Source organism: Mycobacterium asiaticum, from assembly GCF_001668675.1.
Classification (GTDB): domain Bacteria; phylum Actinomycetota; class Actinomycetes; order Mycobacteriales; family Mycobacteriaceae; genus Mycobacterium; species Mycobacterium asiaticum_D.
Genome location: NZ_LZKQ01000234.1, coordinates 1 through 25666, shown reverse-complemented (window position 1 = coordinate 25666; position 25666 = coordinate 1). Strand labels below are relative to the sequence as shown.

The following is a 25666-nucleotide window of genomic DNA, read 5'->3' as shown; positions in this document are numbered from 1 at the left end:
CCCGGTTTCCTCCGCAGCGAGGCGGCATAGGACAGAATTGAATGGTGTCCGCACGGCGAGGTGACCATCCGGGCCGAATGGCCCCACCGCCGGGCCGCCGACCCCCCAAGGGACCACCGAGGTCCCACCAAGAGCATCCGGGTATGGCGAACTACCCGGCCCACGACGATCGCGACGGTGACTATCGGCGCCGCCGGCCCCCGCCGATGCCCAGCGCCAACCGCTACCTACCCCCGCTGGGTGAGGAGCCGCCACCGGAGCGCTCCAGCGAGCCGCCGCCGCAGCGTGGTTACACCAACGGTGAGCGGATCACCGTCACCCGCGCCGCCGCCATGCGCAGCCGCGAAATGGGATCCCGGATGTACTGGATGGTGCAGCGCGCCGCCACCGCCGACGGCGCCGACAAGTCGGGGCTCACAGCGCTGACCTGGCCGGTGATGGCCAACTTCGCCGTCGACTCCGCGATGGCGGTGGCCCTGGCCAACACACTGTTCTTCGCGGCGGCCAGCGGCGAGAGCAAATCCAAAGTCGCGCTCTACCTGCTGATCACCATCGCACCGTTCGCCGTCATCGCCCCGCTGATCGGGCCGGCGCTGGACAAACTGCAGCATGGCCGGCGGGTGGCGCTCGCCTTGTCCTTCGCGCTGCGCACGGCGTTGGCGTTGATCCTGATCATGAATTACGACGGGGCCAGCGGCAGTTTCCCGCCCTGGGTGCTGTATCCCTGCGCGCTGGCCATGATGGTTTTCTCGAAGTCATTCAGCGTGCTGCGCAGCGCGGTGACGCCGCGAGTCATGCCACCGAGCATCGACCTGGTCCGGGTCAATTCGCGGCTGACCGTCTTCGGCCTGCTCGGTGGGACCATCGCCGGCGGAGCCATCGCCGCCGGAGTGGAGTTCGCCTGCACCCATCTGTTCAAGCTGCCCGGCGCCCTGTTCGTCGTCGTCGGCATCACCATCGTCGGCGCCCTGCTGTCGATGCGGATCCCGAGTTGGGTGGAGGTGACCGCGGGCGAAGTGCCGGCAACGTTGAGCTATCACCGCCACAGCGACGCGCTGCACCTCAGTTGGCAGGAGGAACCCAACCAGGTCGGCGGCAAGCTGCGGCAGCCGTTGGGCCGCAACATCATCACCTCGTTGTGGGGCAACTGCACCATCAAGGTGATGGTCGGTTTCCTGTTTCTGTACCCGGCATTCGTCGCCAAGGCCCACGACGCCGACGGCTGGGTGCAGCTGGCCATGCTCGGGATCATCGGCGCCGCCGCGGCGATCGGTAACTTCGCCGGGAACTTCGCCAGCGCCCGGCTCAAACTGGGCCGCCCGGCCGTGCTGGTGGTCCGCTGCACCGTGGTGGTCACCGCGTTCGCGCTGGCCGCCGCGGTGGCCGGCAATTTGGTCCTCACCGCGGTGGCCACCCTGATCACGTCCGGATCGAGCGCCATCGCGAAGGCCTCGCTGGATGCTTCGCTGCAGCACGATCTGCCCGAGGAGGCACGCGCCTCCGGTTTCGGGCGATCGGAATCCACCCTGCAGCTGGCCTGGGTGCTGGGCGGTGCGGTCGGGGTGTTGGTGTACACCGAGTTGTGGGTCGGGTTCACCGCGGTCAGCGCCCTGTTGATTCTCGGCCTGGCCCAGACGATCGTCAGTTTCCGGGGTGACTCGCTCATTCCTGGCCTCGGCGGCAACCGGCCGGTGATGGTCGAGCAGGAGGGTCAGCGCCGCGGCGCTTCGACGACGAGCGCGATGCCACGGTGAAACGCTCTGGAGCCGTGCTGCTAACGGTCGTCGTGCTGGTGCTGGCCATCGGGGCGGGAATCGGAACGTGGCTGGTGCTGCGGCCGTCAGGTCCGCATTGGCCGACGATCAGCGCCTACTCACACGGCCACTCCACCCGGGTGGGCCCCTACATGTACTGCAACGTGCTCAACCTCAACGACTGCCAAACTCCGCAGTCACAGGGCGAACTCCGGGTCAGTGAGCGTTATCCCGTGCAACTCTCGGTGCCCGACGCCATCGGCCGGGCACCCTGGCGGCTGCTCCAGATCTACGACGATCCCACCAACACCGCAACGACATTCTTTCGCCCCAATTCCCGCTTGGCTCTTACCATTCCGACCGTCGACCCGCATCGGGGACGGCTGGCGGGACTGGTCGTGCAGTTGCTGACGCTGGTCGTCGACAACGGCGAACTACGCGAGGCTCCGCATGCGGAATGGTCGGTGCGCCTGACGTTTTGACACCGGGCCAAGGCACGCCTACGCGCCGTGTCCGGGCGGTACCCGTTCCCCTTCGCGGGTGGGTCCGGGTGGGGTTCCGTCGCCGAACGGTCTGCCACCCAGTTCCTCTCGACCGTGCGGAGTCCGCCACCCCGCCAGGTCCGGCCCCTTGGGCACGATGCCGGTCGGGTTGATGTCGGCGTGCACGATGTAGTAGTGCTGCTTGATCTGCACGAAGTCGATGGTGTCGCCGAAACCCGGAGTCTGGAACAGATCCCGGGCATAGGCCCAGAGCACCGGCATCTCCGTCAGCTTGGTGCGATTGCACTTGAAGTGACCGTGATACACCGGGTCGAAGCGCGCCAGCGTGGTGAACAGCCGCACGTCCGCCTCGGTGATGGTGTCCCCCACCAGGAACCGCTGGCGGGCCAGCCGGTCACTCACCCAGTCCAGCGCGGTGAACAACCGGTCGTAGGCCTTGCCGTAGGCGTCCTGTGAGCCGGCGAAGCCGCACCGGTAGACGCCGTTGTTGATCTCGGTGTAGATCCGGGTGCTCACCTCGTCGATCTCGTCCCGCAATTCCTCCGGATACAGCTGCGGCGCGCCATCGCGGTGGTACGCGGTCCACTCGGTGGAGAAGTCGAGGGTCATCTGCGCGAAGTCGTTGGTGACCACCGCCCCGGTGGGGATGTCGACGATCGCCGGCACCGTGATCCCCTTTTCGTAGTTGGGGATCCGCTTGAAAAAGGCGTCCTGCAACCGCGGAATCTTGAGCACCGGATCCACGCCACCTGGGTCGAGATCGAATGTCCAGCTGCGCTCGTCGTGGGTGGGTCCACAAAACCCAATAGAGAGAACGGATTCCAGACCTAACAGCCGCCGAACGATGATGGTGCGATTGGCCCACGGGCAAGCCCGGGCGACCACCAGCCGGTAACGGTCTGGCTCCACCGGGTAGCCGTCGCGGCCGTCGGCCGTGATGCGGGTGGTGATGTAGTTGGTGTCACGGTTGAATTCGCCAGTGCCGGCAACATAGCTACCCATCAAGCCGCCTTACACGCTCGCCGCGGTCGGTTCCGAGCCGGTGGTGAACCGCCGGGCCAGATTCGTTTCGGTCGACGGGCCCGGCTCCCACGCTGCGATCCATGGCCCCGTCCCCTCCGATTGGTCGAGGATGCCGTCTTCCAGCCAGCGGTAGCGGCCCTCGAGTACATCGTTGGTCAACCGTACATCGCCGCTGTCGGTATTGCTCCACAAGGCCTCGAACAGCGCCTCAACCCGTAAAGTCGCTTGCTCGCAGAACAATTCGGCCAACTCGTAGGCCTGCTCACCGACCACCGGATCCGCTGCCCGCTGCGCTTCCGCGCGCACGCACACTGCGGCCATCGCAAACAACTCGGCACCGACGTCGACGATGCGCCCCAGGAAACCCTGCTTCTGCTCCAGCTTGGCCTGCCAGCGCGCCATCCCGTAGAAGGTGTTACGGGCCAGTTTCCGGCTGGAACGTTCGATGAACCGCAGGTGTGACGCCAACGGGCCGAATTCACCGTATGCCGTAGGTCGCTGGCCTTCACCGAATACCAACTTGGGCAACCACTTTGCGTAGAACCCGCTCGCACCGACGGCGGCCGCGGCCTTCTGCCGCAGGTCGGCGTCGGGCTTGGCCAGGTCACCGGCTGCGGCCAGGTGCGCATCGACGGCTTCGCGGGCGATGAGCAGCCGCATGATCTCACTGGCCCCTTCGAAGATGCGGTTGATCCGCAGGTCGCGCAGGGACTGCTCCACCTGTGCGGCACGCTCGCCGCGCGCCGCGAGCGACTCGGCCGTCTCATACCCACGGCCGCCGCGAATCTGCATCAGGTCATCGGCGATGACACAGGTCATTTCGCTGCACCAGAGCTTCGCCAGCGCCGCCTCGATCCGAATGTCGTTGCGCCCTTCGTCGGCCATCTGACCGGACAACTCCACCACCGCGTCGAGGGCATAGGTGGTGGCCGCCATAAACGCGATCTTGCGGGCCACCGCTTCATGTTTGCCGACCGGCTTGCCCCACTGCACGCGCTCGCGCGACCATTCTCGCGCAATCTTCAACGACCACTTGGCCGAACCGGTCACCATGGCGGGCAACGCCAGTCGTCCGACGTTGAGGGTGGTCAACGCGATTCGCAACCCGTCACCCTCCCGGCCGATCAGATTCTCGGCCGGAACACGCACCTTGTGCATCCGGGTCAAGCCGTTCTCAATGCCGCGCAGACCCATGAACTGGTTACGCCGCTCGACGGTGATCCCGGGCGAATCGGCCTCCACGACAAAGGCACTGATGCCGCCGCGATGCCCGTCGCTCTTGGGCACGCGAGCCATCACCACGAGCAGATCGGCGACCACCCCGTTGGTGGTCCAAAGTTTTACGCCTTCGAGTTCGTAGGCCCGACCGTCGTCCACCGGTGTCGCAGTGGAGCCCAACCGGGCGGGGTCGGATCCCACGTCCGGTTCGGTGAGCAGGAACGCCGACACCGCGCCGGCGGCGCACCGCGGCAGGAACTTTCGCTTCTGCTCTTCACTCCCGGCCAGCTTGAGTGGCTCGGGCACACCGATCGACTGGTGCGCCGACAGCAAAGCTCCCAGGCTGGGATGCACGGTCGTCACCAGCATCAGCGCGCGGTTGTAGGCAACCTGCGACATGCCGAGACCGCCGTACTCGGTCGGGATCTTCATGCCGAAGCAGCCCAGATCGGCCAGACCCTTGACGTATTCGTCGGGAATGCGTGCCTCGCGCTCGATGACGTTGCCCTCGACGCCGGTCAGAAACTCCTTGAGCTTGCCCAGAAACTCCTTGGTGCGCGCCTCCTCGGCGGCGGCCGGCGTGGGGAACGGGTGAATCAGCTCGAGCGGGAAGCGTCCCAGGAACAGCTCTTTGGCAAAAGATGGCTTGTCCCAACCGCTTTCGCGGGATTCCTCGGCGACGGCTCGCGCTTGTTCCTCGGTGACCTCTTGCTGTGCCATTGCCGCCTCCTCGCCGATGCATCCCGACTAAATCGGGATACCCGCTTCGGGTGAGGATACGCCGGGGCAGGCGCGCCCAGACGCGCTAAGCCTCGAACTCCCGGGCGACCGCCTTCACCACTTCGGAGACCTGGCGCGCGGTTTTGCGGTCCGGGTAGCGGCCCTTGCGCAACTCCGGCTGCACCTTGTCCTCGAGGAAGGTGATCAGATCCGCAAGCATGCCGTGCAGTTCGTCAGGGCTGTGCTTGTGTTCGGCCGGTGCCTGACGTGCTGCCTCGCGACGGGTCCTGGTGAGGCTGGGCGGCGGGTCGATCAGCTTGAGGCTCAGCGCTTGCGGTCCGCGCCGACCGGAGGCGATGCCGAACTCGACGCGCTGACCAGCTTTGAGGCCCTCGACACCTTCGGGCAACGCCGAAGAGCGGACGTATACGTCTTCGCCGTCCTCCTGCGACAGGAAGCCGAACCCCTTTTCGGGGTCGTACCACTTCACTTTGCCGGTCGGCACTGCTCTCACCTGCTTGTCTGACGGGTCACTGGGTATGCAACATAAAACGCGTCCCGCATACACAGGACGCGATGACGATCTCAGATCCTACTCGCGCGGTTCACTACCGAGCACCCCGGTTTACCCGCCACTCGGTACGCTGGTCTTACCGCTGGAGGAGATATGCGCCTGATTCTGAATGTCATCTGGCTGGTTTTCGGTGGCCTCTGGTTGGCCCTCGGATACCTGCTCGCTGCGCTTGTCTGCTTCCTGCTCATCGTCACCATCCCGTTCGGCTTCGCGTCGCTGCGCATCGCGTCCTACGCGCTGTGGCCGTTCGGCCGGACGATCGTCGAGAAGCCGGGCGCTGGGACGGGCGCGTTGATCGGCAACGTCATCTGGGTGCTGCTGTTCGGAATCTGGCTGGCGATCGGGCATCTGGCGAGCGCGCTGGCAATGGCCGTGACGATCATCGGGATTCCCTTGGCGCTGGCGAACCTGAAACTGATCCCGGTGTCGCTGGTGCCGCTGGGCAAGGAAATCGTTCCCGCCGATGCGCCGGGTCGGTACGGGGTGTCGGCATGACCCTGACCGCGCTGGGCCTGCCCACGGTGCCGGGTCCTCGTTCGAGTAGGTCGGCGGAGGGTGCCCCTACGCAGGGCCCGCTGATCGATACCTACGGCCGGGTCGCCACCGACCTGCGGGTGTCCCTCACCGACCGCTGCAATCTGCGGTGCACCTACTGCATGCCCGAGCATGGCCTGGATTGGCTGCCCCGCGACGAGCTGCTCACCCCGGAGGAACTGACCCGGCTGATGCGCATCGCCGTGACCCGGTTGGGCGTCACCAGCGTGCGGTTCACCGGCGGTGAGCCGCTACTGGTGCGCCACCTCGAAGAAGTCATTGCCGGAGCCGCGAGCCTCACTCCCCGACCGGAGATCTCCCTGACCACCAACGGGGTGGGGTTGGCCCGACGGGCGGCCGCATTGGCCGCGGCCGGTCTGGACCGGGTCAACGTGTCGCTGGACAGCATCAACCCCGACCACTTCGCCGCCATCACCCGCCGGAACCGCCTCGACGACGTGCTGGCCGGGCTGACGGCCGCCAGCGGGGCCGGACTCGGACCGGTCAAGGTGAACGCCGTGCTGGACCCCGCCACCGGCCGCGAGGACGTCGTCGAACTATTGCGGTACTGCCTCGGGCTGGGCTATCAGTTGCGCGTCATCGAGCAGATGCCGCTCGACGCCGGCCATCAGTGGCGCCGCGGTGCCGGGCTGAGCGCCGACGATGTCCTCGCAGCCTTACGGCCGCATTTCCGGCTCCGGCCCGACCCGGCGCCGCGGGGTTCGGCGCCCGCCGAGCTTTGGTTGGTCGACACGGGCCCGAACACCCCATCCGGAAAGTTCGGCGTCATCGCCTCGGTGTCGCACGCGTTCTGTTCGGCGTGTGACCGCACCCGGCTGACCGCCGACGGACAGATTCGCAGCTGCCTGTTCGCCACCGAGGAGACCGACCTCCGCGGGTTGCTGCGCGGCGGCGCCGACGATCAGGCCATCGAGGCGACTTGGCGCGCGGCAATGTGGGGCAAGCCCGCCGGCCACGGCATCAACGACCCCGGCTTCGTCCAGCCCGACCGACCGATGAGTGCGATCGGTGGCTGAGACATCCGCCGCGGATCAGATCGCGGTCACCGTTCGCTATTTCGCGGCTGCCCGCGCGGCAGCAGGTATCGAGTCGGAAACGCTCGCGTTGCGAGCAGGTACCACGGTGGCGGAGTTGATTAAGGAACTTGCGAATCGGGGTACTCCGCTCGCCACGGTGTTGAGCCGCTGCTCCTATCTACTGGACGGAATTGCCGTCCGAGATGAGACGTCGACGTTATCCGCCGGAAACACGGTTGACGTACTTCCGCCCTTCGCCGGCGGTTAAAACTGTGACATATCTCACGTAACGGAAAGATAACAACGCGGCCACGCTCCGATTTCGGGTGCTATGAGCTGGGCAAACGTCGACCGTTCCTGGCGTTTTGCGCGACGGCTGTGACCAAAACGCCCGTTTTTCCCAGACGTGACGAGATCGCTTGAACCCGCTAGCGTCTCGGGGGGTTCGTCAAACCAACCCGAATGACGAGCCCTCCCTTACCTATAACGCGCCGAGCTCCATCCAGTAGGTGAGGGATTCCGACCCGCGGATGGAGGCGGGGGACCCACCAGGTCCGCCGAGATCGGACCGGGCCCTACGGCCCTAGGGGTGAAGCCGACGTTGCGTCAACGGTGACCGATGCGGCCGGGTGACCTCTCCCACCCGAACCCGACAGCTGACCTCGCAGGCGTGCACACGAGAGGAATTTCCGAGCGTATGAGTGGACGGCACCGTAAGCCCACTACCTCCAGCGTCAGCGTCGCCAAGGTCGCCTTCACCGGCGCCGTGCTGGGCGGCGGCAGCATCGCCATGGCCGCCCAGGCAGCCGCCGCGACGGACCAGGAATGGGACCGCGTCGCTGCTTGCGAGTCCGGCGGCAACTGGTCGATCAACACCGGTAACGGGTTCTACGGCGGCGTTCAGTTCGCGGCCGGCACCTGGGCCTCGCACGGCGGCAGCGAGTTCGCGCCCTCGGCCCAGCTGGCCACCAAGGACCAGCAGATCGCCATCGCCGAGCGCGTGCTGGCCAGCCAGGGCCGCGGCGCCTGGCCGGTCTGCGGCACCGGGCTGTCGGGCCCCACGCCCCGCAACGTACTTCCCCAGCCGGCCGGCCTCGACCAGCCGCTGGACGCCCCCGGGCTGAACGGCGAACTGGCCCCTCCGCCGGGAGACGTGCCACCGCCCGCCGAGGCGCCCGCCCCCGAGGTGCAGCTGGCCGGCAACGACCTGCCTGCTCCCGCCGAGGTGACCCCCGCGTCCGTCGAACTGGCACCGGCTCCGGCCGAACTGCCGCCTGCGCCGGCCGAACTCCCGCCCGCGCCTGCCGAACTCGCGCCAGCTCCCGCCGAGTTGCCGCCCGCGCCCGCCGAGGAGCTGCCGCCGGCGCCTGCCGAGCTGCCGCCGGCCCCCGAGGAACTCGCACCGGCGCCCGGCGACGTGCCGCCCGCCCTGGAGGTCGCTCCCCCGGTTATCGAGGCAGGCTTCCAGCCCGCCGAGGTGCCGCCGGCGCCTGCCGAGGCCCCGGCGCCCGTCACGATCCACGAGGTTTCAACCGTCGGCTACACCCAGCAGCTGTGGCAGGCGATCGTCGACCAGGGTGTTGCCGGTAACGACGCGCTCGACGCGTTCGCCGCGGGCCCGGTCAGCTGAGGTGGCGGCCTGAGCCCAGCCGGTTCAGGCCGAACCCACCCACTCCTCACCGCCGTCATCGAAGAACTGGTGCTTCCACACCGGTAGTCGTTCCTTGATGGTGTCCACCAGCTCCGCGCAGGTGCTGAAGGCTGCCTGGCGATGGTCTGCGGCTACGGCGGCCACCAACGCGGCCTCCCCGATGTGCAGTACCCCGATGCGGTGGCTGGCCGCGACCGCGCGCACACCGCTGGCCCGCTCGGCGATGTCGGCGACTACCTCGGCGAACACTTGCTGAGCCGACGGGTGCGCGGAGTACTCGAGCCGCACCACCTGCCGTCCGCCGTCGTGGTCTCGGATCATGCCGACGAAGCCGACGACGGCACCCGCGGACTGGTGGCCGACCAGGGCCTCGTGTTCGGCGAGCGAGATCGGCTGCTCGGTCACTGCGGCGCGCAGGACCAGCGTCATCGTCGGTGATCTTTGCCGGCGAGCTGATCCAGCGCATGGTGGAGCACCTCGGCGAGCACCCCGAGGCCGTCCCGAACGCCGCCGGGTGACCCCGGCAGGTTGATGATCAGCGTCTGGCCCGCCACCCCGCACACCCCGCGCGACAACGCGGACGTCGGCACCTTCGACTCGCCCGCGCGCCGGATGGCGTCGGCCAGCCCGGGAATGACGAAGTCCAGCACGGCCACCGTCTGTTCCGGGGTGCTGTCGGTGGGCGAGATGCCGGTGCCGCCGGAGGTGATCACCAGGTCGACACCGTCGTCGAGGGCGTCGTTCAATGCCTCGCCGACCGGGTTGCCGTCGGCGACCACCTGAGGCTGCACGGGCAGAAATCCCTGCTTTTCCAGCCATTCCGCGATGATCGGCCCGGTTTCGTCGGCGTAGGTACCGCTGGCGGCTCGGGTGCTGGCGATGATGACGCGCGCGGTGCGGCTCACGGCCGCACCCAGCTTCCGCTGCGACCGCCCTCTTTGCGCAGCACCCGGATGTCGTCGATGCGAGCGGCCGGGTCGACCGCCTTGATCATGTCGTACAGGGTCAGGGCCGCCACACTCACCGCGGTCAACGCCTCCATCTCCACCCCCGTTCGGTCGGTGCTGCGCACCATAGCAGTGATCTCGATCTCCGCTTTGCCGACGGTGAAATCGACGTCCACCCCGGTGAGGGCCAGCTGATGGCACAACGGGATCAGGTCACTGGTGCGCTTGGCCGCCAGGATGCCCGCTACCCGGGCGGTGGCCAGCGCATCACCCTTGGGCAGACCACCACTGGAGATCAGGCCCACCACCTCCGCAGAGGTGCGCAAGACCCCGGCCGCCACGGCGGTACGTCGCGTCGTTCCCTTTTCGGTGACGTCGACCATGTGCGCCGCCCCTCGCTCGTCGAGGTGAGACAGCGCGTTCACCGGGGCTTCAGACGGCCCGGCCGCCCCGGACATGCCGATGACCTACCAGGTCGCGTCGGTCACCGGATGGACATAGGGCAGCTCGTCGGCGGGCACCGGGAACACCACCTCACCAAAGGGTGAGAGCGCACCGGTGCGGTCTGTGACGAGTTCGCTCACCGCGTGGTCGTCCGGGTCGGTGGTCGGCCAGCCGTTGTCCACGTACTTTGCTTTGCCTCTGTCAGCCACGCGCTCCATTCTGACAGGTCGTCGCACCGTCTGCGGCGGAAGGCTGCCGGTCGCGCCTAGGCTTGATCAGCAATGACCGAACATTCCCCGGATATTCCGCTGGGGTCCTGGCTGGCCGACTTGCCCGACGAGCGGCTGATCCTGCTGCTGGAGCTGCGACCGGACCTCGCTCAGCCGCCGCCCGGCAGCATCGCGGCGCTGGCCGCGCGCGCCCAGGCGCGTCAGTCGGTCAAGGCTGCCACCGACGATCTGGATTTCCTGCGGCTGGCCGTACTCGACGCGTTGTTGGTGCTGCAGGCCGACGCCGAGCCGGTGCCGGTCTCGAAATTGCTGACGTTGCTCGGGGACCACGCAGCCGAGGACGACGTGGCCGCAGCGCTGGACGATCTCCGGGACCGTGCGCTGGTGTGGGGCGAGAACACGGTGCGCGTGGCCGCCGATGCGGGGACGGCCCTGCCGTGGCATCCCGGCCAGGTCACGCTCGAGGACCGCACCCATACCGGGGATGAGATCGCCGCCCTGATCGCATCGGTCGACGATGCACAACGCGAGGTCCTCGAGAAGCTCCTCGAAGGGTCTCCGATGGGACGCACCCGCGACGCGGCGCCCGGGGCTCCGCCGGACCGGCCGGTGCCCCGGTTGCTGGCGACGGGCCTGCTGCGGCGCATCGATGCCGAGACGGTGATCCTGCCGCGCCACGTGGCGCAGGTGTTGCGCGGTGAGAGTCCGGGCCCGATGCGGCTCACTCAGCCGGATCCGACCGTCTCGAAAACCAAAGTCGCGGACGTCGACGCGGCGGCCGCCGGAGCCGTCATCGATCTGCTGCGCGAGGTCGATGTGCTGCTCGAAAACCTGGGTACCGCACCGGTTGCCGAGCTACGCAGCGGCGGCTTGGGGGTTCGCGATCTCAAACGACTGGCGAAGACTACGGGAATCGACGAGCCGCGCCTTGGGCTGGTGCTGGAACTCTCGGCCGCGGCGGGACTGATCGCCAGCGGCATCCCGGACCCCGAGCCTTCGCATGGTGACGGGCCGTACTGGGCGCCGACCACGACGGCTGACCGGTTCACCACGCTCGGCGCCGCCGACCGCTGGTACCTGCTGGCCGGCACCTGGCTGGAGCTTCCGGGCCGGCCGGCGCTTATCGGCACCAGAGGTCCCGACGCCAAACCGTATGGCGCCCTGTCGGATTCGCTGTTCTCCACCGCCGCGCCGTTGGACCGGCGGCTGTTGCTGGGCATGCTGGCCGCCCTGCCACCGGGCGCCGGGGTCGACGCGAACAGCGCGTCGGCGGCTTTGATCTGGCACCGCCCGCGCTGGGCCCGTCGGCTACAGCCCGAACCCATCGCCGATCTGCTCGCCGAAAGCCACGCGCTGGGCCTGGTGGGGCGCGGAGCGATCAGCACGCCCGGTCGCGCCCTACTCGCAGACGACGCCGATCCCGGTGCCGTCGTCGACGCGATGACGCGTGCGTTGCCCGAACCGATCGACCACTTCCTGCTCCAAGCCGACCTCACCGTTGTGGTGCCGGGGCCGCTGGAGCGTGACCTCGCCGACGAACTGGCTGCCGTCGCTACCGTCGAATCCGCCGGCGCGGCAATGGTTTACCGGATCAGCGAGCAGTCGATCCGGCATGCACTCGACGTCGGCAAGACCCGCGACTGGATGCACGCGTTCTTTGCCCATCACTCGAAAACCCCGGTGCCGCAAGGACTCACCTACCTGATTGACGACGTGGCCCGCCGCCACGGCCAGCTGCGCATCGGTATGGCCGCATCGTTTGTACGCTGCGAGGATCCGGCGCTGCTGGCTCAGGCGATCGCGGCGCCGGCGGCCGAAGGGTTGCATTTGCGCGCGCTGGCGCCGACCGTGGCGGTCTCGCCGGCTCCGATCGCCGACGTATTGGTGGCGTTGCGTTCGGCGGGGTTCGCGCCGGCTGCCGAGGATTCCACCGGAGCGATCGTGGACATGCGCAGCCGCGGCGCGCGGGTGCCCGTGCCGCAGCAACGCCGGCCGTACCGGCCCGCGCAGCGGCCCAGCACCGAGACGCTGCACGCCGTGGTCGCGGTGTTGCGCAAGGTGACCGCGGCGCCGTTCGGGAATAACCGTGTGGACCCGGCGGTTGCAATGTCGTTGCTGCAGCGAGCCGCCCAGGACCAGGAGACGGTGCTGATCGGATACCTGGACGCCGCGGGCGTGGCTACCCAGCGGGTGGTGGCTCCGGTCGTCGTCAAGGGTGGTCAGCTGGTGGCGTTCGATTCGGCTTCGGGGCGGATGCGTGATTTCGCGATCCACCGCATCACGTCGGTAATGGCGGCCGAGGACTAGTGGAGAGGAGTTGCAGGTGGCCGACGGGCCGTTGATCGTGCAGTCGGACAAGACCGTGCTGCTCGAGGTGGACCATGAATTGGCCGGCGCCGCGCGCGCCGCCATCGCGCCGTTCGCCGAGCTGGAGCGCGCGCCCGAACATGTCCACACCTACCGCATCACGCCGCTGGCGCTGTGGAATGCGCGCGCCGCCGGCCACGACGCCGAGCAGGTTGTCGACGCGCTGGTCAGCTTCTCCCGCTATGCCGTCCCGCAGCCTTTGCTGGTCGACATCGTCGACACCATGGCCCGTTACGGCCGCCTGCAATTGGTGAAGCATCCCGCGCACGGGCTGACGTTGGTGAGCCTGGACCGCGCGGTGCTCGAGGAAGTGCTGCGCAACAAGAAGATCGCTCCGATGCTGGGGGCCCGCATTGACGACGACACCGTCGTGGTCCATCCCAGCGAGCGGGGCCGGGTAAAGCAGATGCTGCTCAAGATCGGTTGGCCCGCTGAGGATCTCGCCGGCTACGTAGACGGCGAGGCGCATCCGATCAGTCTGCAGCCCGACGGCTGGGAACTACGCGACTACCAACAGCTGGCCACCGAGTCGTTCTGGGCGGGTGGCTCGGGCGTGGTGGTGCTCCCCTGCGGCGCCGGCAAGACGCTGGTCGGCGCGGCCGCGATGGCCAAAGCTCAAGCCACCACGCTGATCCTGGTCACCAACATCGTCGCCGCGCGACAGTGGAAGCGTGAACTGGTGGCGCGTACTTCGCTGACCGAGGACGAGATCGGTGAATACTCCGGCGAGCGCAAAGAGATTCGGCCCGTCACCATCTCGACGTACCAGATGGTCACCCGTCGCACCAAGGGCGAATACCGCCACCTGGAGCTCTTCGACAGCCGCGACTGGGGCCTGATCATCTACGACGAGGTGCATCTGTTGCCGGCGCCGGTGTTCCGGATGACCGCCGACCTGCAATCCAAACGGCGACTGGGGCTGACCGCCACGCTGATCCGCGAAGACGGCCGCGAGGGCGACGTCTTCTCGTTGATCGGGCCGAAACGCTATGACGCGCCGTGGAAGGACATCGAGGCACAGGGCTGGATCGCCCCGGCCGAGTGCGTGGAAGTACGCGTCACGATGACCGACAACGAGCGGATGATGTACGCCACCGCCGAGCCGGAGGAACGCTACCGGCTGTGCTCGACGGTGCACACCAAAATCGCTGTGGTCAAATCGATTCTGAAGAACCACCCGGGCGAACAGACGCTGGTGATCGGCGCCTACCTCGACCAGCTCGACGAGCTCGGCGCCGAGCTGGACGCGCCGGTGATTCAGGGCGCCACCAAAACCAAGGAACGCGAAGCGCTGTTCGATGCCTTCCGTCGGGGTGAGATCTCTACCCTGGTGGTCTCGAAGGTGGCCAACTTCTCCATTGACCTTCCGGAAGCGTCTGTGGCAGTTCAAGTTTCGGGTACCTTCGGCTCCCGGCAGGAGGAGGCCCAGCGGTTGGGCCGGCTACTGCGACCCAAGGCCGACGGTGGCGGCGCAATCTTCTATTCGGTGGTCGCGCGCGACAGCCTCGACGCTGAATACGCCGCACACCGGCAGCGCTTCCTCGCCGAACAGGGCTACGGCTACATCATCCGCGACGCCGACGACCTACTGGGCCCGGCCATCTAGCTGTGGCGAGCAGACGCGCTGAACTAGAGGGACAAGATCGTCGCCGACGCAGTGCCCGGCGCCCCGTAGACCTGCGCCAAGCCAACCCGCGGGTTGCCCGGCACCTGACGTTCGCCGGCCTCCCCCCGCAATTGCCGCACCAGCTCATGCATCTGCCGCAATCCGGAGGCCCCGATCGGCTCGCCATTGGCGATCAGACCGCCGTCGGTGTTGACCGGTAGCGAGCCGTGGATCTCGGTGGCGCCGTCGGCCAGCAGCTTCTCCTGCTCACCGTCGGCACACAGGCCCGTCTCGGCCATATGGATCACCTCGTTGCCGGCGTCGGTGTCCTGCAACTGGGCGACATCGACGTCCTCGGGCCCGATGCCCGCCGCCTCGTAGGCAGCCTTCGCGGCATAGACGGTCGGCGAGACATCCTCGTCCAGCGGGGCGAAGGTGGCATGCACTTCGTAGGCGCCGTAACGGCGGGTGCGGATCTCACAGGCACGCACGTACACCGGCTTGTCGGTGAACTTGTGCGCCATGTCGGCGCGGCACATGACGACTGCCGCGGCCCCCTCGTCGGGCGCACAGAACATGTACTGCGTCAGGGGATAATTCAGCACGGCCGAGTTCAGGATCTCTTCCTCGGAAATCGCCTTGCGCCGGAAGGCATTCGGGTTCAGCGCACCGTTGCGGAAGTTCTTGGCCGCCACCTTGGCCAGGGTGGCCTGCGAGATGTTGTGGTCGTGCAGGTACTTGTTGGCCTTCATGCCGAAGAACTTGGTCGTGACGAATTGGCCGTTCTGGGCATACCACTGCGGCAGCGCCAACTTGGCGGGGTCGTCGGTGAACGCACCGCGCGGGTGCTTGTCCAGGCCGATCGCGATGCCGAGGTCGTACTTGCCCAGCCGGATCGTGTCCGCCGTCTGCTGGATGGCGCTGGCGGCGGTGGCACAAGCGTTGAACACGTTGGTGAAGGTGATGCCCGTCAACCCGACCAGGCGGGTCACGGCGTCGGGGTTCGACACCTCGTGGCTACCGCCGAAGCCGAATTGGATGTCGCTCCACTGGACGCCAGCGTCGGTCAGCGCGGCCTGGATCGCCTCGGCGCCCATTTGCATCGCGGTCTTTTCGAACCGGCCGAACGGGTGCAGCCCGACGCCGATGATCGCCACATCGTTGGTCATCTCACGCCCCCTCGGAAACAGGTTCGAAGGCGAAGGTCAAGATCTCGTTGCCTTCTTCGTCGGTGGTCAGCGGGACGAACGTCAGGTCCACCTGTTGGCCGAATTGCAGCTTGGCCGGGTCGTTCTCGGTAAGGCGGCCCTCAACGCGAATGATGTCACCCAGCTGGACCAGGCCGACCCCGAACGGGACGAAGTCCTTTCCCGTCGGCCCGGCATAGGGAGCGCCCGGCGGAAATCCCTGGGTCGTCCATGCCACCAGACTGCCGCGCCGCGGCAACAGCACCTCGCTCATTTCCCCGAGGCTGCAGCGCGGACACCACTCCTGCACCGGGAATGTCGTGGCCCCACAGCTGCCGCATCGACTGCCGATGAGCTGCGGGTTCTCGTCAGGCCAGGTCGAGATATCGGGGGCAAGTACCTTCTGCATCGAGGTCCTCCATCAGGCACGAGAAAAGTGCGACTCACCAAACGGTACAACAGCGTTCCATAAAACCGGAAATTGCATTCTCGCTCCTGATTGCGGGTCCGTCGCGTACATAGGGTCCTGCCCTATCGAGAGCAATTACGATTTGGCCATGTCCCTCAAGGTTGGCCAGGTATTCGCCGGATACACGATCCTGCGGATACTGGGCGCCGGCGGCATGGGCCGGGTGTATTTGGCGACGCACCCACGACTGCCGCGTGACGACGCACTGAAGGTGCTGCCCGCGGAGTTCACCGACGATCCCGAATACCGGGCCCGGTTCGCCCGCGAAGCCGACCTGGCGGCCGGCCTTTCCCATCCGCACATCGTGCGCATCTACGACCGCGGTGAGAATGACGGCCTGCTGTGGATTTCGATGGACTACGTGGCCGGCACCGACGTCGCCAATCTGCTGGCTGAGCGCTACCAGGGCGGCATGCCCGTTGACGAAGTGGTTTCGACCATCAGCGCCGTCGCCTCGGCGCTGGATTACGCCCATCACCGTGGCCTGTTGCACCGCGACGTCAAACCCGCCAACATCCTGCTCACCCACCCCGACGGCGGGCAGGACCGACGCATCTATCTCGCCGATTTCGGCATCGCGCGACGCATGGACGACGGGACGGGTATCACCGCAGCCGACGTGGCGGTGGGAACGGTTGCCTACGCCGCCCCCGAGCAACTCAAGGGCGGGCCGATCGACGGGCGCGCCGACCAATACGCGTTGGCCTGCACCGCTTTTCACCTGCTGACCGGCGCTCCGCCGTTCGACCACACCAATCCCACGGTGGTGATCACCCAGCACATCGGCACCCCGCCGCCCTCGATCGGCGACCGTCGCCCCGAACTCGCTGGACTGAACCCCGTGTTTGCCAGAGCACTGGCCAAGGAACCGGCCGACCGGTTCGCTAACTGCGGTGAGTTCGCGTTGGCGCTGAGCAAGCACCTCACCCCATATCAATACGACACTCCAATTGCGTTGCACGCCCAGCACACTCAGCCGTCAATCCCCCTTCCCGTGCCGACCCGTAGGGGCTGGGCTCAGCGCCCCGCGGTACTCATCGGCGCCCTTGTCGCGGTAGCGTTGCTGCTGGTCGGCGGGGTGTTCGCCGGCGTCAAGCTCACCCAATCATCGCGCCAGCCCACCAGCACCGCCGCGCCCCAACCTGCCAACCCCGCGCCGTCCAATTCGTCTGCTACGCCCGCGGGCCCGTTCACCGGGACCTATCGCGCCGACTTCGGGCCCCTCACCGATCTGGACGGCAATCCTTCTCCCGATGCCGAGCCGTCCACCGGAACCTACGGCGTGCGGTCGGTATGCGGAGCGACTGGGTGCGTAGCGACGGCGTCGCGACTGAAAGGTGAACCGCACTTCGCCTCGACCATGGTGTTCGACCAGGTCGGCGGAACCTGGCTGGCAGTGGCACTTTCAACGAATCCGTGCCGGAACAGCACCGGCGAGATCTGGGAGGTGTTCCGGCTGCAAGCCCGTCCGGACGGCACGCTGAGCGGCGAGCACACCCGCACGGCCCGTAACAACTGCCAGGAGAAGCGGACCGTGACGTTCACCCGGACGGGCGACGTCGCCCCCGGCCTCCCTGACCCAGCCACCCTGCCGCCGCGGGTGGTATCAGTTGCTGAGGGACTCCGGGGTCACTATCAGCTGACTCGAAAATTCGTCGGTGGAGACGCCCAGCAGATGGGCAACTCCGAGATCACCACGAATTGTCTACGCACCGGCGATCGGTGCATGAGTTACTTTTCCGCCAAATCCGGTGACGTGCCATTGATTTACGCCGCCGGGATGTGGACGTGGACCGACACGAACAGCGGCAAGTGCCCGGACGGCAATCCCGCAACGCTCAACGCCAACGCCCAGTTTCCGCTGCCACAACCGGTGCAGGACCCGATACCGACCCTCAACGGCAACGGGCACTGGACGCAGACGGGGTCGTGTGCGGTGGATATCGACTTCAGCGAAGTGTTCACGCGCACCGGTGATTAACGCAGTGCGGAAATCACTTCCCGTTCGAACAACTCGATACCGGAGCGGTCGTAGGCGGCCTCGGGGAAGTAGCAGATCGCGTATTCGCAGCCAAGCTCACGGATCTTGGCCAGCCGTTCGATGACCTGCTCCGGAGTGCCGGTTGCCGAGTCCGGGATGCCCGCGACCATGGATTCCGCCAGGGCCTCGGGCACATAACCGGCCAACCGGTCGCGCGCCCGCTGTTGGCGGTCTTTGACCTCCGCGTCTGACGTGCCCACGATGGCAGTGAAGTTGGCTGATCGCACGATGGCGTCGAAGTCGGTGCCGACGTTGCGACAGTGCTCGGCAAGCACTTCGGATTTGTGAGCGAATGCCTCGGGTTCGGGGGTGAAATTGGTGTATTGGGCGTACTGCGCGGCGATCCGCAACGTCACCTTTTCGCCGCCTCCCGCGATCCACAGCGGAATACCGTTGTCTTGCAACGGCTTTGGAGACACGATCGCACCGTCAACCTGGTAGTGCTTGCCGTCGAAGCTGACTTTGCCCTCCCGCCAGGCATCCCGCATGATTTGTACGCCTTCGTCGAGCCGAGCCAGCCGCACCCCTGCCGACGGGAATCCGTAGCCGTAGGCACGCCATTCGTGTTCGTACCAGCCGCCGCCGATGCCCATCTGGACGCGGCCGCCGGAGATGATGTCGGTGGTGGCCGCGACCTTGGCCAGGTAGACCGGGTTGCGGTAGCTCATGGCGGTGCACATCTGGCCCAGCTTGATCCGTGAGGCGACGGCGGCATAGGCCGCCATCAACGACCACGCCTCGTGCGTCGCTTCGTCGCTCGGCAGCGGCACGGTGTGGAAGTGGTCGTAGACCCAGAGTGAATCCCAGGCGCCGCCGTCGGCGTAGGTGGCCAGATCTCGCATCACCGCCCAGTGCCGCTCGGGTTCGATGCCGACGAGGTCCATTCGCCAGCCTTGCGGGATGAAGAGACCAAAGCGCATGCGGTGACTTTAGCCCGGCGACGATGCGGCCCGGCACGGGCCGCGGAGGAGGCGGGCAATTGGGTACAGCCCGGCGACGATGCGGCCCGGCACGGGCCGCGGAGGAGGCGGGCAATCGGGTACAGCCCGGCGACGATGCGGCCCGGCACGGGCCGCGGAGGAGGCGGGCAATCGGGTACAGCCCGGCGACGATGCGGCCCGGCACGGGCCGCGGGAGTCGCTGCGATGCGGGCAACGACGCACCCGTCAACACCTATCCTTGACAGACGCGAAGTAGGGGGTCGCCGTGCGCGTTCTGATCTCCGGAGCCAGCATCTACGGGCCAGTGCTCGCCTACTGGCTCAACCGGTACGGCTTCGAGGTCACCGTCGTGGAGCGCTCGCCGACACTGCGCAAGACCGGCGGCCACGCGGTCGACCTGTTCCGGCCGGCGATGGAAATCTCGGAGAAGATGGGCGTGCTGCCCCAGATCGAGGCGTTGGCCACCGGTACGTCGCACTTGACCATCCACCCACAGGGCGCCAAGCGCCCCATCGCCGTCGACGTCTCGAAGCTCGTCGCGGCCGCCTCGGATCGGCACGTCGAGATCATGCGCGACGACCTCAGCGAGGCGTACTACGGCGCCGGGCAAGACCACATCGAGTACCTGTTCGGAGACTCGATCACCCAGTTGCAACTAGACACCTGGTCGCGTAGCCGGGTGACGCTGGTCGGGGACGCAGGATATTGCCCAGGGCCCGCCGTCGGCGGCAGCACCAGCTTGTCGGTCTTCGGCGCCTAAGTCCTCGCCGGTGAAATGGCTCAGGCCCGCGGCGATTACACGCGCGCATTCGCCGAATACGAGCGGCAGCTGGCCGATCCGGTCCGGCGTAGCCGGGCCTTCGCGCGGGTCACCGCCAAACGTCTGATTCCAGACTCGACAAGAGGCATGTGGGCTCTGACGCGAGCGGCACAGTTGATGTCGGTGCTACCCACCGGCGTAACCCGGGCAATCATGAGGTTGAACTCCAAGAGCGTGCGGGTATTCGACTCGATGCAGTTCAAGGATTACTCGCGCGTCTGACGGCGTTTCGCAAAGTGGTCAAAAAGCATCGAACGAGAGGAAAGATCTGCATGGAGCTCACTGGTATCGGCGTGTGGAGTGGCCAGCTACGCTACAACGACCCATCCGAAGCCGCCGATGCCGCAGCCGAATTGGACGAACTCGGTTACGCCGCGCTGTGGATTCCCGATGTCGGCGGGCAGTCGGTGCTCGACGCCGTGGGCAACCTGCTCGGCGCAACCAAGCGCACCGTTATCGCCACCGGAATCTTGAACCTCTGGATGCATGAACCGCAGGACGTGGCCGCCGAGTACGCCGCACTCACCGATCAGCACGGTGATCGGTTCCTGCTCGGCATCGGAGTCAGCCATGCACCGCTGATCGACTCCCGCGAACCCGGCCGGTACCGCAAACCGCTCGCGGCCACGGCGTCATTTCTGGACGGGTTGGATGCCGCCGAGCGGCCGGTACCGACCGAGAGCCGCGTGCTGGCGGCGCTGGGCCCAAAGATGTTGCAGCTGTCGGCGACCCGCGCCCGCGGCGCGCACCCTTACCTAGTCACCACCGAGCACACCGCCTCGGCTCGAAAGACATTGGGCGAGGGCCCGTTGCTGCTGCCCGAGCAGACCGCCATCCTCACCGATGACGCCGACGAAGCGCGCCGCATCGGAACCGATTGGCTGCGTTCGTATTTGGCCTTGCCCAACTACGCCAACAACCTGTTGCGCAGCGGCTTTACCGAAGACGATGTGCAGCAGGTCAGCCAACGTCTTTTCGACGCGATTATCGTGTGGGGCGACGAGGGCGCGATCCTGCGCAGGGTCGCCGAGCATCACAAAGCCGGCGCTGACCATGTCTGCGTGCAGGTGCTCACCGAGGACCCGAAACAGTTCCCGCGCGAGCAATGGCGGCGCATCGCCGCGGCCTGGTAAACGGGGGACTGGTAATAGGCAACGCAAAAGCCCCCGAAACCACGCTGTTTCGGGGGCTTTTGCGTAACGCCGAGCAGACGCGTAAGCACCTCATTTCGGCACGAAATGGGGGCTTTCGCGTCTGCTCGCGCCAGCTACGTGAGTGAGTCCGGGGGCAGGAATCGGTCGCCGTACTTCTCGGCCAGCTCCCGGGCCCGGGCCACAAAGGCTTCCTTGCCCCTGCCGAGCGGTCCCTCGTAGCCCACGATGAACTGCGCGCTACCTCCGGTCCACGGCGGGAAACCGATGCCCATGATCGAACCGATGTTGGCGTCGGCCGTCGACGTGAGCACGCCCTCGTCCAGGCACTTCTGCGTCTCGAGCGCCTCGGCGAACAGCATCCGGTCGATCATGTCCTGCAACGGCGGCTCGGACGAACCGGACTTGAACGCCTCCCGCAGGCCCGGCCACAACCCGGACCGCTTGCCGTCGGGGTACTCGTAGAAGCCGGCGCCCTTCAAGCGTCCCGACCGGCCGAGCTCAATCATCTTCTCCACCACGGCTTCTGCCGGGTGCGGCTCGTAGGTTCCGCCGGCCTCCTCGACACCCTTACGGGTCGCGACGGCGATCTTGTGCATCAGCTCCAGATTGAGCTCGTCAGACAGCTGCAGCGGCGGCGCTGGGTAACCGGCCTGCGAACCGGCCTGCTCGATGCTGGCCGGTTCCACACCCTCGCCGAGCATCGCCAGCGCCTCGTTGACGAAGGTGCCGATGACCCGCGAGGTAAAGAAACCGCGGCTGTCGTTGACCACAATCGGGGTCTTGCCGATTGCCAGGGTGTAGTCGAACACCCGGGCCAGCGCCTCGTCAGAGGTCTTCTCGCCCTTGATGATTTCCACCAGCGGCATCTTGTCGACCGGGGAGAAGAAGTGGATCCCGATGAAGTCCTCCTGCCGCTTGACGCCGGTCGCCAGACCGGTGATCGGCAAGGTGGAGGTGTTGGATCCCAGCACCGCGTTGGGCTCGACGACGTCCTCGATCTCCTGGAACACCTTGTGCTTGAGTTCCTGGTTCTCGAACACCGCCTCGATGACGAAGTCGACGCCCTTGAGGTCAGCCGGGTCGGCCGTCGGGGTGATACGCCCCAGCAGTGCGTCACTCTTCTCCTGCGTGGTGCGACCCCGCTCCAGCGCCTTGGCTTCGAGCTTTTCGGAGTAGCCCTTGCCCTTCTGGGCCGCTTCGATCGAAACATCCTTGAGCACCACGTCGTAACCCGCCTTGGCGGAGACGTACGCGATGCCCGCGCCCATCATGCCGGCGCCGAGCACACCGATCTTGTTGATCTTCACTGGCTCGATGCCCTCGGGCCGCGATCCACCGTTGTTGATGGTCTGCAGGTCGAAGAAGAACGCCTGGATCATATTCTTCGAGACCTGGCCGGTGACCAGCGTGGTGAAGTAACGGCTTTCGATGCGGCTGGCGGTGTCGAAGTCGACCTGTGCACCCTCGACCGCGGCCGACAGGATGGCCTTCGGCGCCGGCATCGGCGCGCCCTTGATCTGCTTGCGCAGCAAGGCCGGGAACGACGGCAGGATCGACGCCAGAGCCGGCGACGACGGGGTCCCGCCGGGCATCTTGTAGCCCTTCTTGTCCCACGGCTGTTCGTGCGCGTCCGGGTTGGCCTTGATCCACGCCTTGGCGGCGGGAACCAATTCCTCGACGGTGGGCAGCAATTCGTCGATCAGGCCCAGTTCCTTGGCCTTGGCCGGCTTGAACCGGGTGCCCTGCGACAGGATGTTGACGAACGCGTTCTGGATGCCGAACATGCGCACCGAGCGGGTGACCCCACCGGCGCCGGGCAGCAGGCCCAGCGTCGCCTCGGGGAAGCCGAACTGCGACCCCTTCACGTCGGCGGCGATGCGGTGATGGCACGCCAGCGCGATCTCCAGGCCACCACCGAGCGCGGCGCCGTTGAGGGCGGCCACCACCGGCTTGCCCAGGGTCTCAAGGGTGCGCAACTGCTTCTTGACGTTCTCGACCAGATCGAATGCCTCACCGGCGTTTTCCGGCCCGATCTGGATCATGCTCTTGACGTCACCGCCGGCGAAGAAGGTCTTCTTGGCGCTGGTGATCACCACACCGGTGATCGAATCCTTCTCGGCGACAAGACGATCGACGGCCTTGCCCATCGACTCGATGTAGGCCTCGTTCATGACGTTCGCCGACCCGGACGGGTCGTCCAACGTCAGCGTGACGATACCGTCGTCGTCCTTGTCCCACTGAATGGTGTTGTCGGCCATTGCTGTTCGAAACCCTCTCAGACTCGTTCTACGATCGTCGCGACACCCATGCCGCCGCCAATACACAGCGTCACCAACGCGCGCCGGGCGTTGCGCCGCTCCAGCTCGTCGACCATGGTGCCCAGAATCATGGCGCCGGTCGCACCCAGTGGGTGGCCCATGGCGATCGCGCCGCCGTTGACGTTCAGCTTCTCGTCCGGGATGTTCAGATCCTTCTGGAACTTGAGCACCACCGACGCGAAGGCCTCATTGAGCTCGAACAGGTCGATGTCGTCAACGGTCAGGCCCGCACGGTCCAGCACCTTCTTGGTGGCCGGGGTGGGGCCGGTCAGCATGATCACCGGGTCGGCACCGCTGGTGGCGGTTGCGACGATGCGAGCCCGCGGGGTGGCGTTGATGGCCGTGCCCGCCTTCTCCGACCCGATCATCACCAGCGCCGCGCCGTCGACGATCCCGGAGGAGTTACCACCGGTGTGGACGTGGTTGATCTTCTCGACGTAGTGGTACTTCTGCAGCGCCACGTCGTCGAAGCCACCCATCGCGGCGAGGGCCTCGAAGGCCGGCTTCAACTTGCCCAGGCCTTCCTTGGTGGTGTCGGGCCGCATGTGCTCGTCGTGGTCGAGGATCAGCAGACCGTTCTGGTCGCGGACCGGCACCACGGACTTGGCGAAGTAGCCGCCCGACCACGCCTCGGCGGCCTTCTCCTGGCTGCGCAGCGCGTAGTTGTCCACGTCGTCACGCGAGAAGCCCTCGATGGTGGCGATCAAGTCGGCGCCGATGCCCTGCGGAACGAACATCACGTCGTAGTTGGTCGCTGGGTCGAGACCCATCGCGCCGCCGTCGGATCCCATCGGCACCCGGCTCATGGACTCCACGCCGCCGGCCAGTACCAGGTCGTCCCAGCCCGAGCGCACCTTCTGGGCTGCGGTGTTGACGGCCTCGAGGCCAGACGCGCAGAAGCGGTTGAGTTGCACGCCGCCGGAGGTGACCGGCATACCCGAGGCCAGCACCGCGGCCCGGGCGATGTCGCCGCCCTGGTCGCCGACCGGGGAGACGCAGCCCAGGATGACGTCGCTGATCAGGTTCTCGTCGAGATCGGGGTTGCGCCGGCGGAGCTCTTCGATCAAGCCCACGACCAGGCTCAATGGCTTGACTTCGTTCAGGGAGCCGTTGCGTTGCTTACCGCGGGGCGTACGGATGGCCTCATAGATGAAGGCTTCTTCGGACATGTCGATTTCCTGTTCCAAAAGGGAGGGTTTGGATCCGTCTTACAGACTAGGTCCAGTACAGGCACACTAACAGGGCGCTCGGCCAACCTGTTGGTTGGGAGGGAGTTCGCAGGTCAGGGCCGGTTGAGGGCGAAATGTCTGCGAGGCGGGTTCGGCCAGCGGGCTGCGCAACACCCGGGGATTCCGCCGCATACTGCCGCCGATCGTCACACCAGCGTGGCGTTCAACGTCGAGCGTCACGCCAGCGTGGCGTTCGGTCAGCTACCAATCGCTTGATTATCTGCATTCACTTGGAATTCAATGTGTGTCTGGAAAGAAACCGCGGTTGGGCGGGCAGTGGATACGGTGTGGCGTCAACCGGGTTGAGGCGGTCCGAAGGAGACAATGGTGTCTTTGCTGACGGTGGTGCCCGAGGCAGTGGATGCGGCGGCGACGACGATCGCCGGCTTCGGTGCGATGGTCGATACCGCCAGCGCCTCGGCAGCAACGGCCACCACCATCGTGGCCGCCGCCGGCGCCGATGAGGTGTCGGCGGCGATCGCGTCGCTGTTCGGCACTCACGGGCAGGCCTACCAGCAGGCAGCCGCGCAGGTCAGGGTGGTTCACCAGCGGTTTCTGCAAGCTTTGACCACCAGCGCGCGAGCCTACGCAGCCGCCGAAGCAAACAACGTCAATCCCCTGCAGGCCCTCGGGCAAGAGTTGCTGCAGGTGATCAACACCCCCACCCAGGTGCTACTCGGACGCCCGCTGATCGGCGACGGCGCCACCGGCACCGCAGCCCACCCCACCGGCGGGGACGGTGGTTTGCTGCTCGGCAATGGCGGCGCCGGCTACAGCAGCACCAGCGCCGGGGTGGCCGGGGGCAACGGCGGTGCGGCCGGGCTGATCGGCAACGGCGGCAGCGTTGTTCTCGTTCTGAACCAGCGGTGACGAAGGCGTCATCCGGGCCGGCGTCGTCG

At 66.8% G+C, this 25666-nt stretch carries 22 protein-coding genes, 2 pseudogenes and 1 riboswitch; of the genes and pseudogenes, 12 read left to right on the top strand and 12 right to left on the bottom strand.

Annotated features, from left to right (window positions below; genetic code table 11):
* Positions 1-77 precede the first annotated feature (77 nt).
* Positions 78-1754: an MFS transporter gene (locus A9X01_RS20440; RefSeq protein WP_065122494.1), complete on the top strand. Its 1677-nt coding sequence runs from the start codon at positions 78-80 to the stop codon at positions 1752-1754.
* Positions 1751-2236, top strand: coding sequence for a DUF2771 domain-containing protein (locus A9X01_RS20435; RefSeq protein ID WP_065122493.1), 486 nt, complete (start codon positions 1751-1753; stop codon positions 2234-2236). Before A9X01_RS20440 ends, A9X01_RS20435 begins: the two co-directional genes overlap by 4 nt.
* Before the next feature lie 18 nt (positions 2237-2254).
* On the opposite strand, the gene A9X01_RS20430 is transcribed toward A9X01_RS20435, so the two are convergent.
* From A9X01_RS20430 to A9X01_RS20420, 3 genes are all read right to left on the bottom strand, one after another.
* Complete coding sequence (locus A9X01_RS20430; RefSeq protein WP_065122492.1) at positions 2255-3259, bottom strand: glutathione S-transferase family protein; 1005 nt, start codon at positions 3257-3259, stop codon at positions 2255-2257.
* A gap of 9 nt (positions 3260-3268) precedes the next feature.
* On the bottom strand, positions 3269-5218 hold the full coding sequence (locus tag A9X01_RS20425; RefSeq protein WP_065122491.1) for an acyl-CoA dehydrogenase family protein: 1950 nt from the start codon (positions 5216-5218) through the stop codon (positions 3269-3271).
* An 85-nt stretch (positions 5219-5303) separates the two neighbouring features.
* Complete coding sequence (locus A9X01_RS20420; protein ID WP_036364984.1) at positions 5304-5723, bottom strand: cold-shock protein; 420 nt, start codon at positions 5721-5723, stop codon at positions 5304-5306.
* Positions 5724-5885: 162 nt separating this feature from the next.
* Here A9X01_RS20420 and A9X01_RS20415 point away from each other — a divergent pair, with 162 nt between their 5' ends.
* From A9X01_RS20415 to A9X01_RS20400, 4 genes are all read left to right on the top strand, one after another.
* Entirely contained in the window at positions 5886-6287 is a 402-nt protein-coding gene (locus tag A9X01_RS20415; RefSeq protein ID WP_065122490.1) for a YccF domain-containing protein, read from the top strand.
* Positions 6284-7363: a GTP 3',8-cyclase MoaA gene (gene moaA, locus A9X01_RS20410; RefSeq protein ID WP_065122489.1), complete on the top strand. Its 1080-nt coding sequence runs from the start codon at positions 6284-6286 to the stop codon at positions 7361-7363. The genes A9X01_RS20415 and moaA overlap by 4 nt, the downstream gene beginning before the upstream one ends.
* Positions 7356-7631 carry a MoaD/ThiS family protein gene (locus A9X01_RS20405; RefSeq protein WP_065122488.1) on the top strand — a complete coding sequence of 92 codons (276 nt, stop codon included), beginning with the start codon at positions 7356-7358 and terminating at the stop codon, positions 7629-7631. Before moaA ends, A9X01_RS20405 begins: the two co-directional genes overlap by 8 nt.
* 216 nt (positions 7632-7847) lie before the next feature.
* A riboswitch (cyclic di-AMP (ydaO/yuaA leader) is annotated at positions 7848-8051 on the top strand.
* Between the two features lie 9 nt (positions 8052-8060).
* Positions 8061-8993 (top strand): transglycosylase family protein, encoded by a 933-nt coding sequence (locus tag A9X01_RS20400; RefSeq protein ID WP_065122487.1) that lies wholly within the window; start codon positions 8061-8063, stop codon positions 8991-8993.
* A gap of 24 nt (positions 8994-9017) precedes the next feature.
* On the opposite strand, the gene A9X01_RS20395 is transcribed toward A9X01_RS20400, so the two are convergent.
* Genes A9X01_RS20395 through A9X01_RS20380 form a run of 4 tightly spaced genes read right to left on the bottom strand, consistent with a single transcriptional unit; the run spans position 9018 to position 10623 of the window.
* Positions 9018-9443, bottom strand: a complete 426-nt coding sequence (locus tag A9X01_RS20395; protein WP_065122486.1) for a molybdenum cofactor biosynthesis protein MoaE — start codon at positions 9441-9443, stop codon at positions 9018-9020.
* Complete coding sequence (locus A9X01_RS20390) at positions 9440-9931, bottom strand: MogA/MoaB family molybdenum cofactor biosynthesis protein (RefSeq protein WP_065122513.1); 492 nt, start codon at positions 9929-9931, stop codon at positions 9440-9442. The genes A9X01_RS20395 and A9X01_RS20390 overlap by 4 nt, the downstream gene beginning before the upstream one ends.
* Positions 9916-10419: a cyclic pyranopterin monophosphate synthase MoaC gene (gene moaC / locus A9X01_RS20385; RefSeq protein ID WP_065122485.1), complete on the bottom strand. Its 504-nt coding sequence runs from the start codon at positions 10417-10419 to the stop codon at positions 9916-9918. The genes A9X01_RS20390 and moaC overlap by 16 nt, the downstream gene beginning before the upstream one ends.
* Before the next feature lie 9 nt (positions 10420-10428).
* Positions 10429-10623: a hypothetical protein gene (locus A9X01_RS20380; RefSeq protein WP_036365005.1), complete on the bottom strand. Its 195-nt coding sequence runs from the start codon at positions 10621-10623 to the stop codon at positions 10429-10431.
* A gap of 63 nt (positions 10624-10686) precedes the next feature.
* On the opposite strand from A9X01_RS20380, the gene A9X01_RS20375 reads away from it, so the two are divergent.
* Together A9X01_RS20375 and A9X01_RS20370 are read left to right on the top strand one after the other, a co-directional pair.
* Positions 10687-12942: a helicase-associated domain-containing protein gene (locus tag A9X01_RS20375; protein WP_065122484.1), complete on the top strand. Its 2256-nt coding sequence runs from the start codon at positions 10687-10689 to the stop codon at positions 12940-12942.
* Positions 12943-12958: 16 nt separating this feature from the next.
* Positions 12959-14608 carry a DNA repair helicase XPB gene (locus A9X01_RS20370; RefSeq protein WP_065122512.1) on the top strand — a complete coding sequence of 550 codons (1650 nt, stop codon included), beginning with the start codon at positions 12959-12961 and terminating at the stop codon, positions 14606-14608.
* Between the two features lie 23 nt (positions 14609-14631).
* On the opposite strand, the gene A9X01_RS20365 is transcribed toward A9X01_RS20370, so the two are convergent.
* Together A9X01_RS20365 and A9X01_RS20360 are read right to left on the bottom strand one after the other, a co-directional pair.
* Positions 14632-15777, bottom strand: a complete 1146-nt coding sequence (locus tag A9X01_RS20365) for a thiolase family protein (protein WP_065122483.1) — start codon at positions 15775-15777, stop codon at positions 14632-14634.
* 1 nt (position 15778) lies between these two features.
* Positions 15779-16204, bottom strand: a complete 426-nt coding sequence (locus A9X01_RS20360; protein ID WP_065122482.1) for a Zn-ribbon domain-containing OB-fold protein — start codon at positions 16202-16204, stop codon at positions 15779-15781.
* Between the two features lie 148 nt (positions 16205-16352).
* Between A9X01_RS20360 and A9X01_RS31910 the strand changes: the two genes are divergently transcribed.
* Positions 16353-18245 (top strand): serine/threonine-protein kinase, encoded by a 1893-nt coding sequence (locus tag A9X01_RS31910; protein ID WP_065122481.1) that lies wholly within the window; start codon positions 16353-16355, stop codon positions 18243-18245.
* Here A9X01_RS31910 and A9X01_RS20350 read toward each other — a convergent pair.
* A complete protein-coding gene (locus A9X01_RS20350) occupies positions 18242-19225 on the bottom strand; it encodes an LLM class F420-dependent oxidoreductase (protein ID WP_065122480.1) in 984 nt (327 codons plus the stop codon). The two genes, A9X01_RS31910 and A9X01_RS20350, sit on opposite strands and share 4 nt — an antisense overlap.
* A gap of 286 nt (positions 19226-19511) precedes the next feature.
* On the opposite strand from A9X01_RS20350, the pseudogene A9X01_RS20345 reads away from it, so the two are divergent.
* Both A9X01_RS20345 and A9X01_RS20340 read left to right on the top strand, forming a co-directional pair.
* Positions 19512-20288, top strand: a pseudogene (locus A9X01_RS20345) (FAD-dependent monooxygenase).
* A gap of 50 nt (positions 20289-20338) precedes the next feature.
* Positions 20339-21199: an LLM class F420-dependent oxidoreductase gene (locus tag A9X01_RS20340; protein WP_065122479.1), complete on the top strand. Its 861-nt coding sequence runs from the start codon at positions 20339-20341 to the stop codon at positions 21197-21199.
* Between the two features lie 134 nt (positions 21200-21333).
* Here A9X01_RS20340 and A9X01_RS20335 read toward each other — a convergent pair whose 3' ends face one another.
* Together A9X01_RS20335 and A9X01_RS20330 are read right to left on the bottom strand one after the other, a co-directional pair.
* Positions 21334-23478: a 3-hydroxyacyl-CoA dehydrogenase NAD-binding domain-containing protein gene (locus A9X01_RS20335; RefSeq protein ID WP_065122478.1), complete on the bottom strand. Its 2145-nt coding sequence runs from the start codon at positions 23476-23478 to the stop codon at positions 21334-21336.
* Between the two features lie 17 nt (positions 23479-23495).
* Positions 23496-24707, bottom strand: coding sequence for an acetyl-CoA C-acetyltransferase (locus tag A9X01_RS20330; RefSeq protein ID WP_065122477.1), 1212 nt, complete (start codon positions 24705-24707; stop codon positions 23496-23498).
* A gap of 387 nt (positions 24708-25094) precedes the next feature.
* On the opposite strand from A9X01_RS20330, the pseudogene A9X01_RS20325 reads away from it, so the two are divergent.
* A pseudogene (locus A9X01_RS20325) lies at positions 25095-25610 on the top strand (PE family protein); the annotation flags it as partial.
* Positions 25611-25666 lie beyond the last annotated feature (56 nt).

Excerpts from the sequence above, each read along its gene's own strand:
- A9X01_RS20440 (WP_065122494.1), top strand. The coding sequence starts at position 78 with ATGGCCCCACCGCCGGGCCGCCGACCCCCCAAGGGACCACCGAGGTCC.
- A9X01_RS20430 (WP_065122492.1), bottom strand. The coding sequence starts at position 3,259 with ATGGGTAGCTATGTTGCCGGCACTGGCGAATTCAACCGTGACACCAAC.
- A9X01_RS20425 (WP_065122491.1), bottom strand. The coding sequence starts at position 5,218 with ATGGCACAGCAAGAGGTCACCGAGGAACAAGCGCGAGCCGTCGCCGAG.
- A9X01_RS20415 (WP_065122490.1), top strand. The coding sequence starts at position 5,886 with ATGCGCCTGATTCTGAATGTCATCTGGCTGGTTTTCGGTGGCCTCTGG.
- moaA (WP_065122489.1), top strand. The coding sequence starts at position 6,284 with ATGACCCTGACCGCGCTGGGCCTGCCCACGGTGCCGGGTCCTCGTTCG.
- A9X01_RS20400 (WP_065122487.1), top strand. The coding sequence starts at position 8,061 with ATGAGTGGACGGCACCGTAAGCCCACTACCTCCAGCGTCAGCGTCGCC.
- A9X01_RS20395 (WP_065122486.1), bottom strand. The coding sequence starts at position 9,443 with ATGACGCTGGTCCTGCGCGCCGCAGTGACCGAGCAGCCGATCTCGCTC.
- moaC (WP_065122485.1), bottom strand. The coding sequence starts at position 10,419 with ATGTCCGGGGCGGCCGGGCCGTCTGAAGCCCCGGTGAACGCGCTGTCT.
- A9X01_RS20380 (WP_036365005.1), bottom strand. The coding sequence starts at position 10,623 with ATGGAGCGCGTGGCTGACAGAGGCAAAGCAAAGTACGTGGACAACGGC.
- A9X01_RS20375 (WP_065122484.1), top strand. The coding sequence starts at position 10,687 with ATGACCGAACATTCCCCGGATATTCCGCTGGGGTCCTGGCTGGCCGAC.
- A9X01_RS20365 (WP_065122483.1), bottom strand. The coding sequence starts at position 15,777 with ATGACCAACGATGTGGCGATCATCGGCGTCGGGCTGCACCCGTTCGGC.
- A9X01_RS20360 (WP_065122482.1), bottom strand. The coding sequence starts at position 16,204 with ATGCAGAAGGTACTTGCCCCCGATATCTCGACCTGGCCTGACGAGAAC.
- A9X01_RS31910 (WP_065122481.1), top strand. The coding sequence starts at position 16,353 with ATGTCCCTCAAGGTTGGCCAGGTATTCGCCGGATACACGATCCTGCGG.
- A9X01_RS20350 (WP_065122480.1), bottom strand. The coding sequence starts at position 19,225 with ATGCGCTTTGGTCTCTTCATCCCGCAAGGCTGGCGAATGGACCTCGTC.
- A9X01_RS20340 (WP_065122479.1), top strand. The coding sequence starts at position 20,339 with ATGGAGCTCACTGGTATCGGCGTGTGGAGTGGCCAGCTACGCTACAAC.
- A9X01_RS20335 (WP_065122478.1), bottom strand. The coding sequence starts at position 23,478 with ATGGCCGACAACACCATTCAGTGGGACAAGGACGACGACGGTATCGTC.
- A9X01_RS20330 (WP_065122477.1), bottom strand. The coding sequence starts at position 24,707 with ATGTCCGAAGAAGCCTTCATCTATGAGGCCATCCGTACGCCCCGCGGT.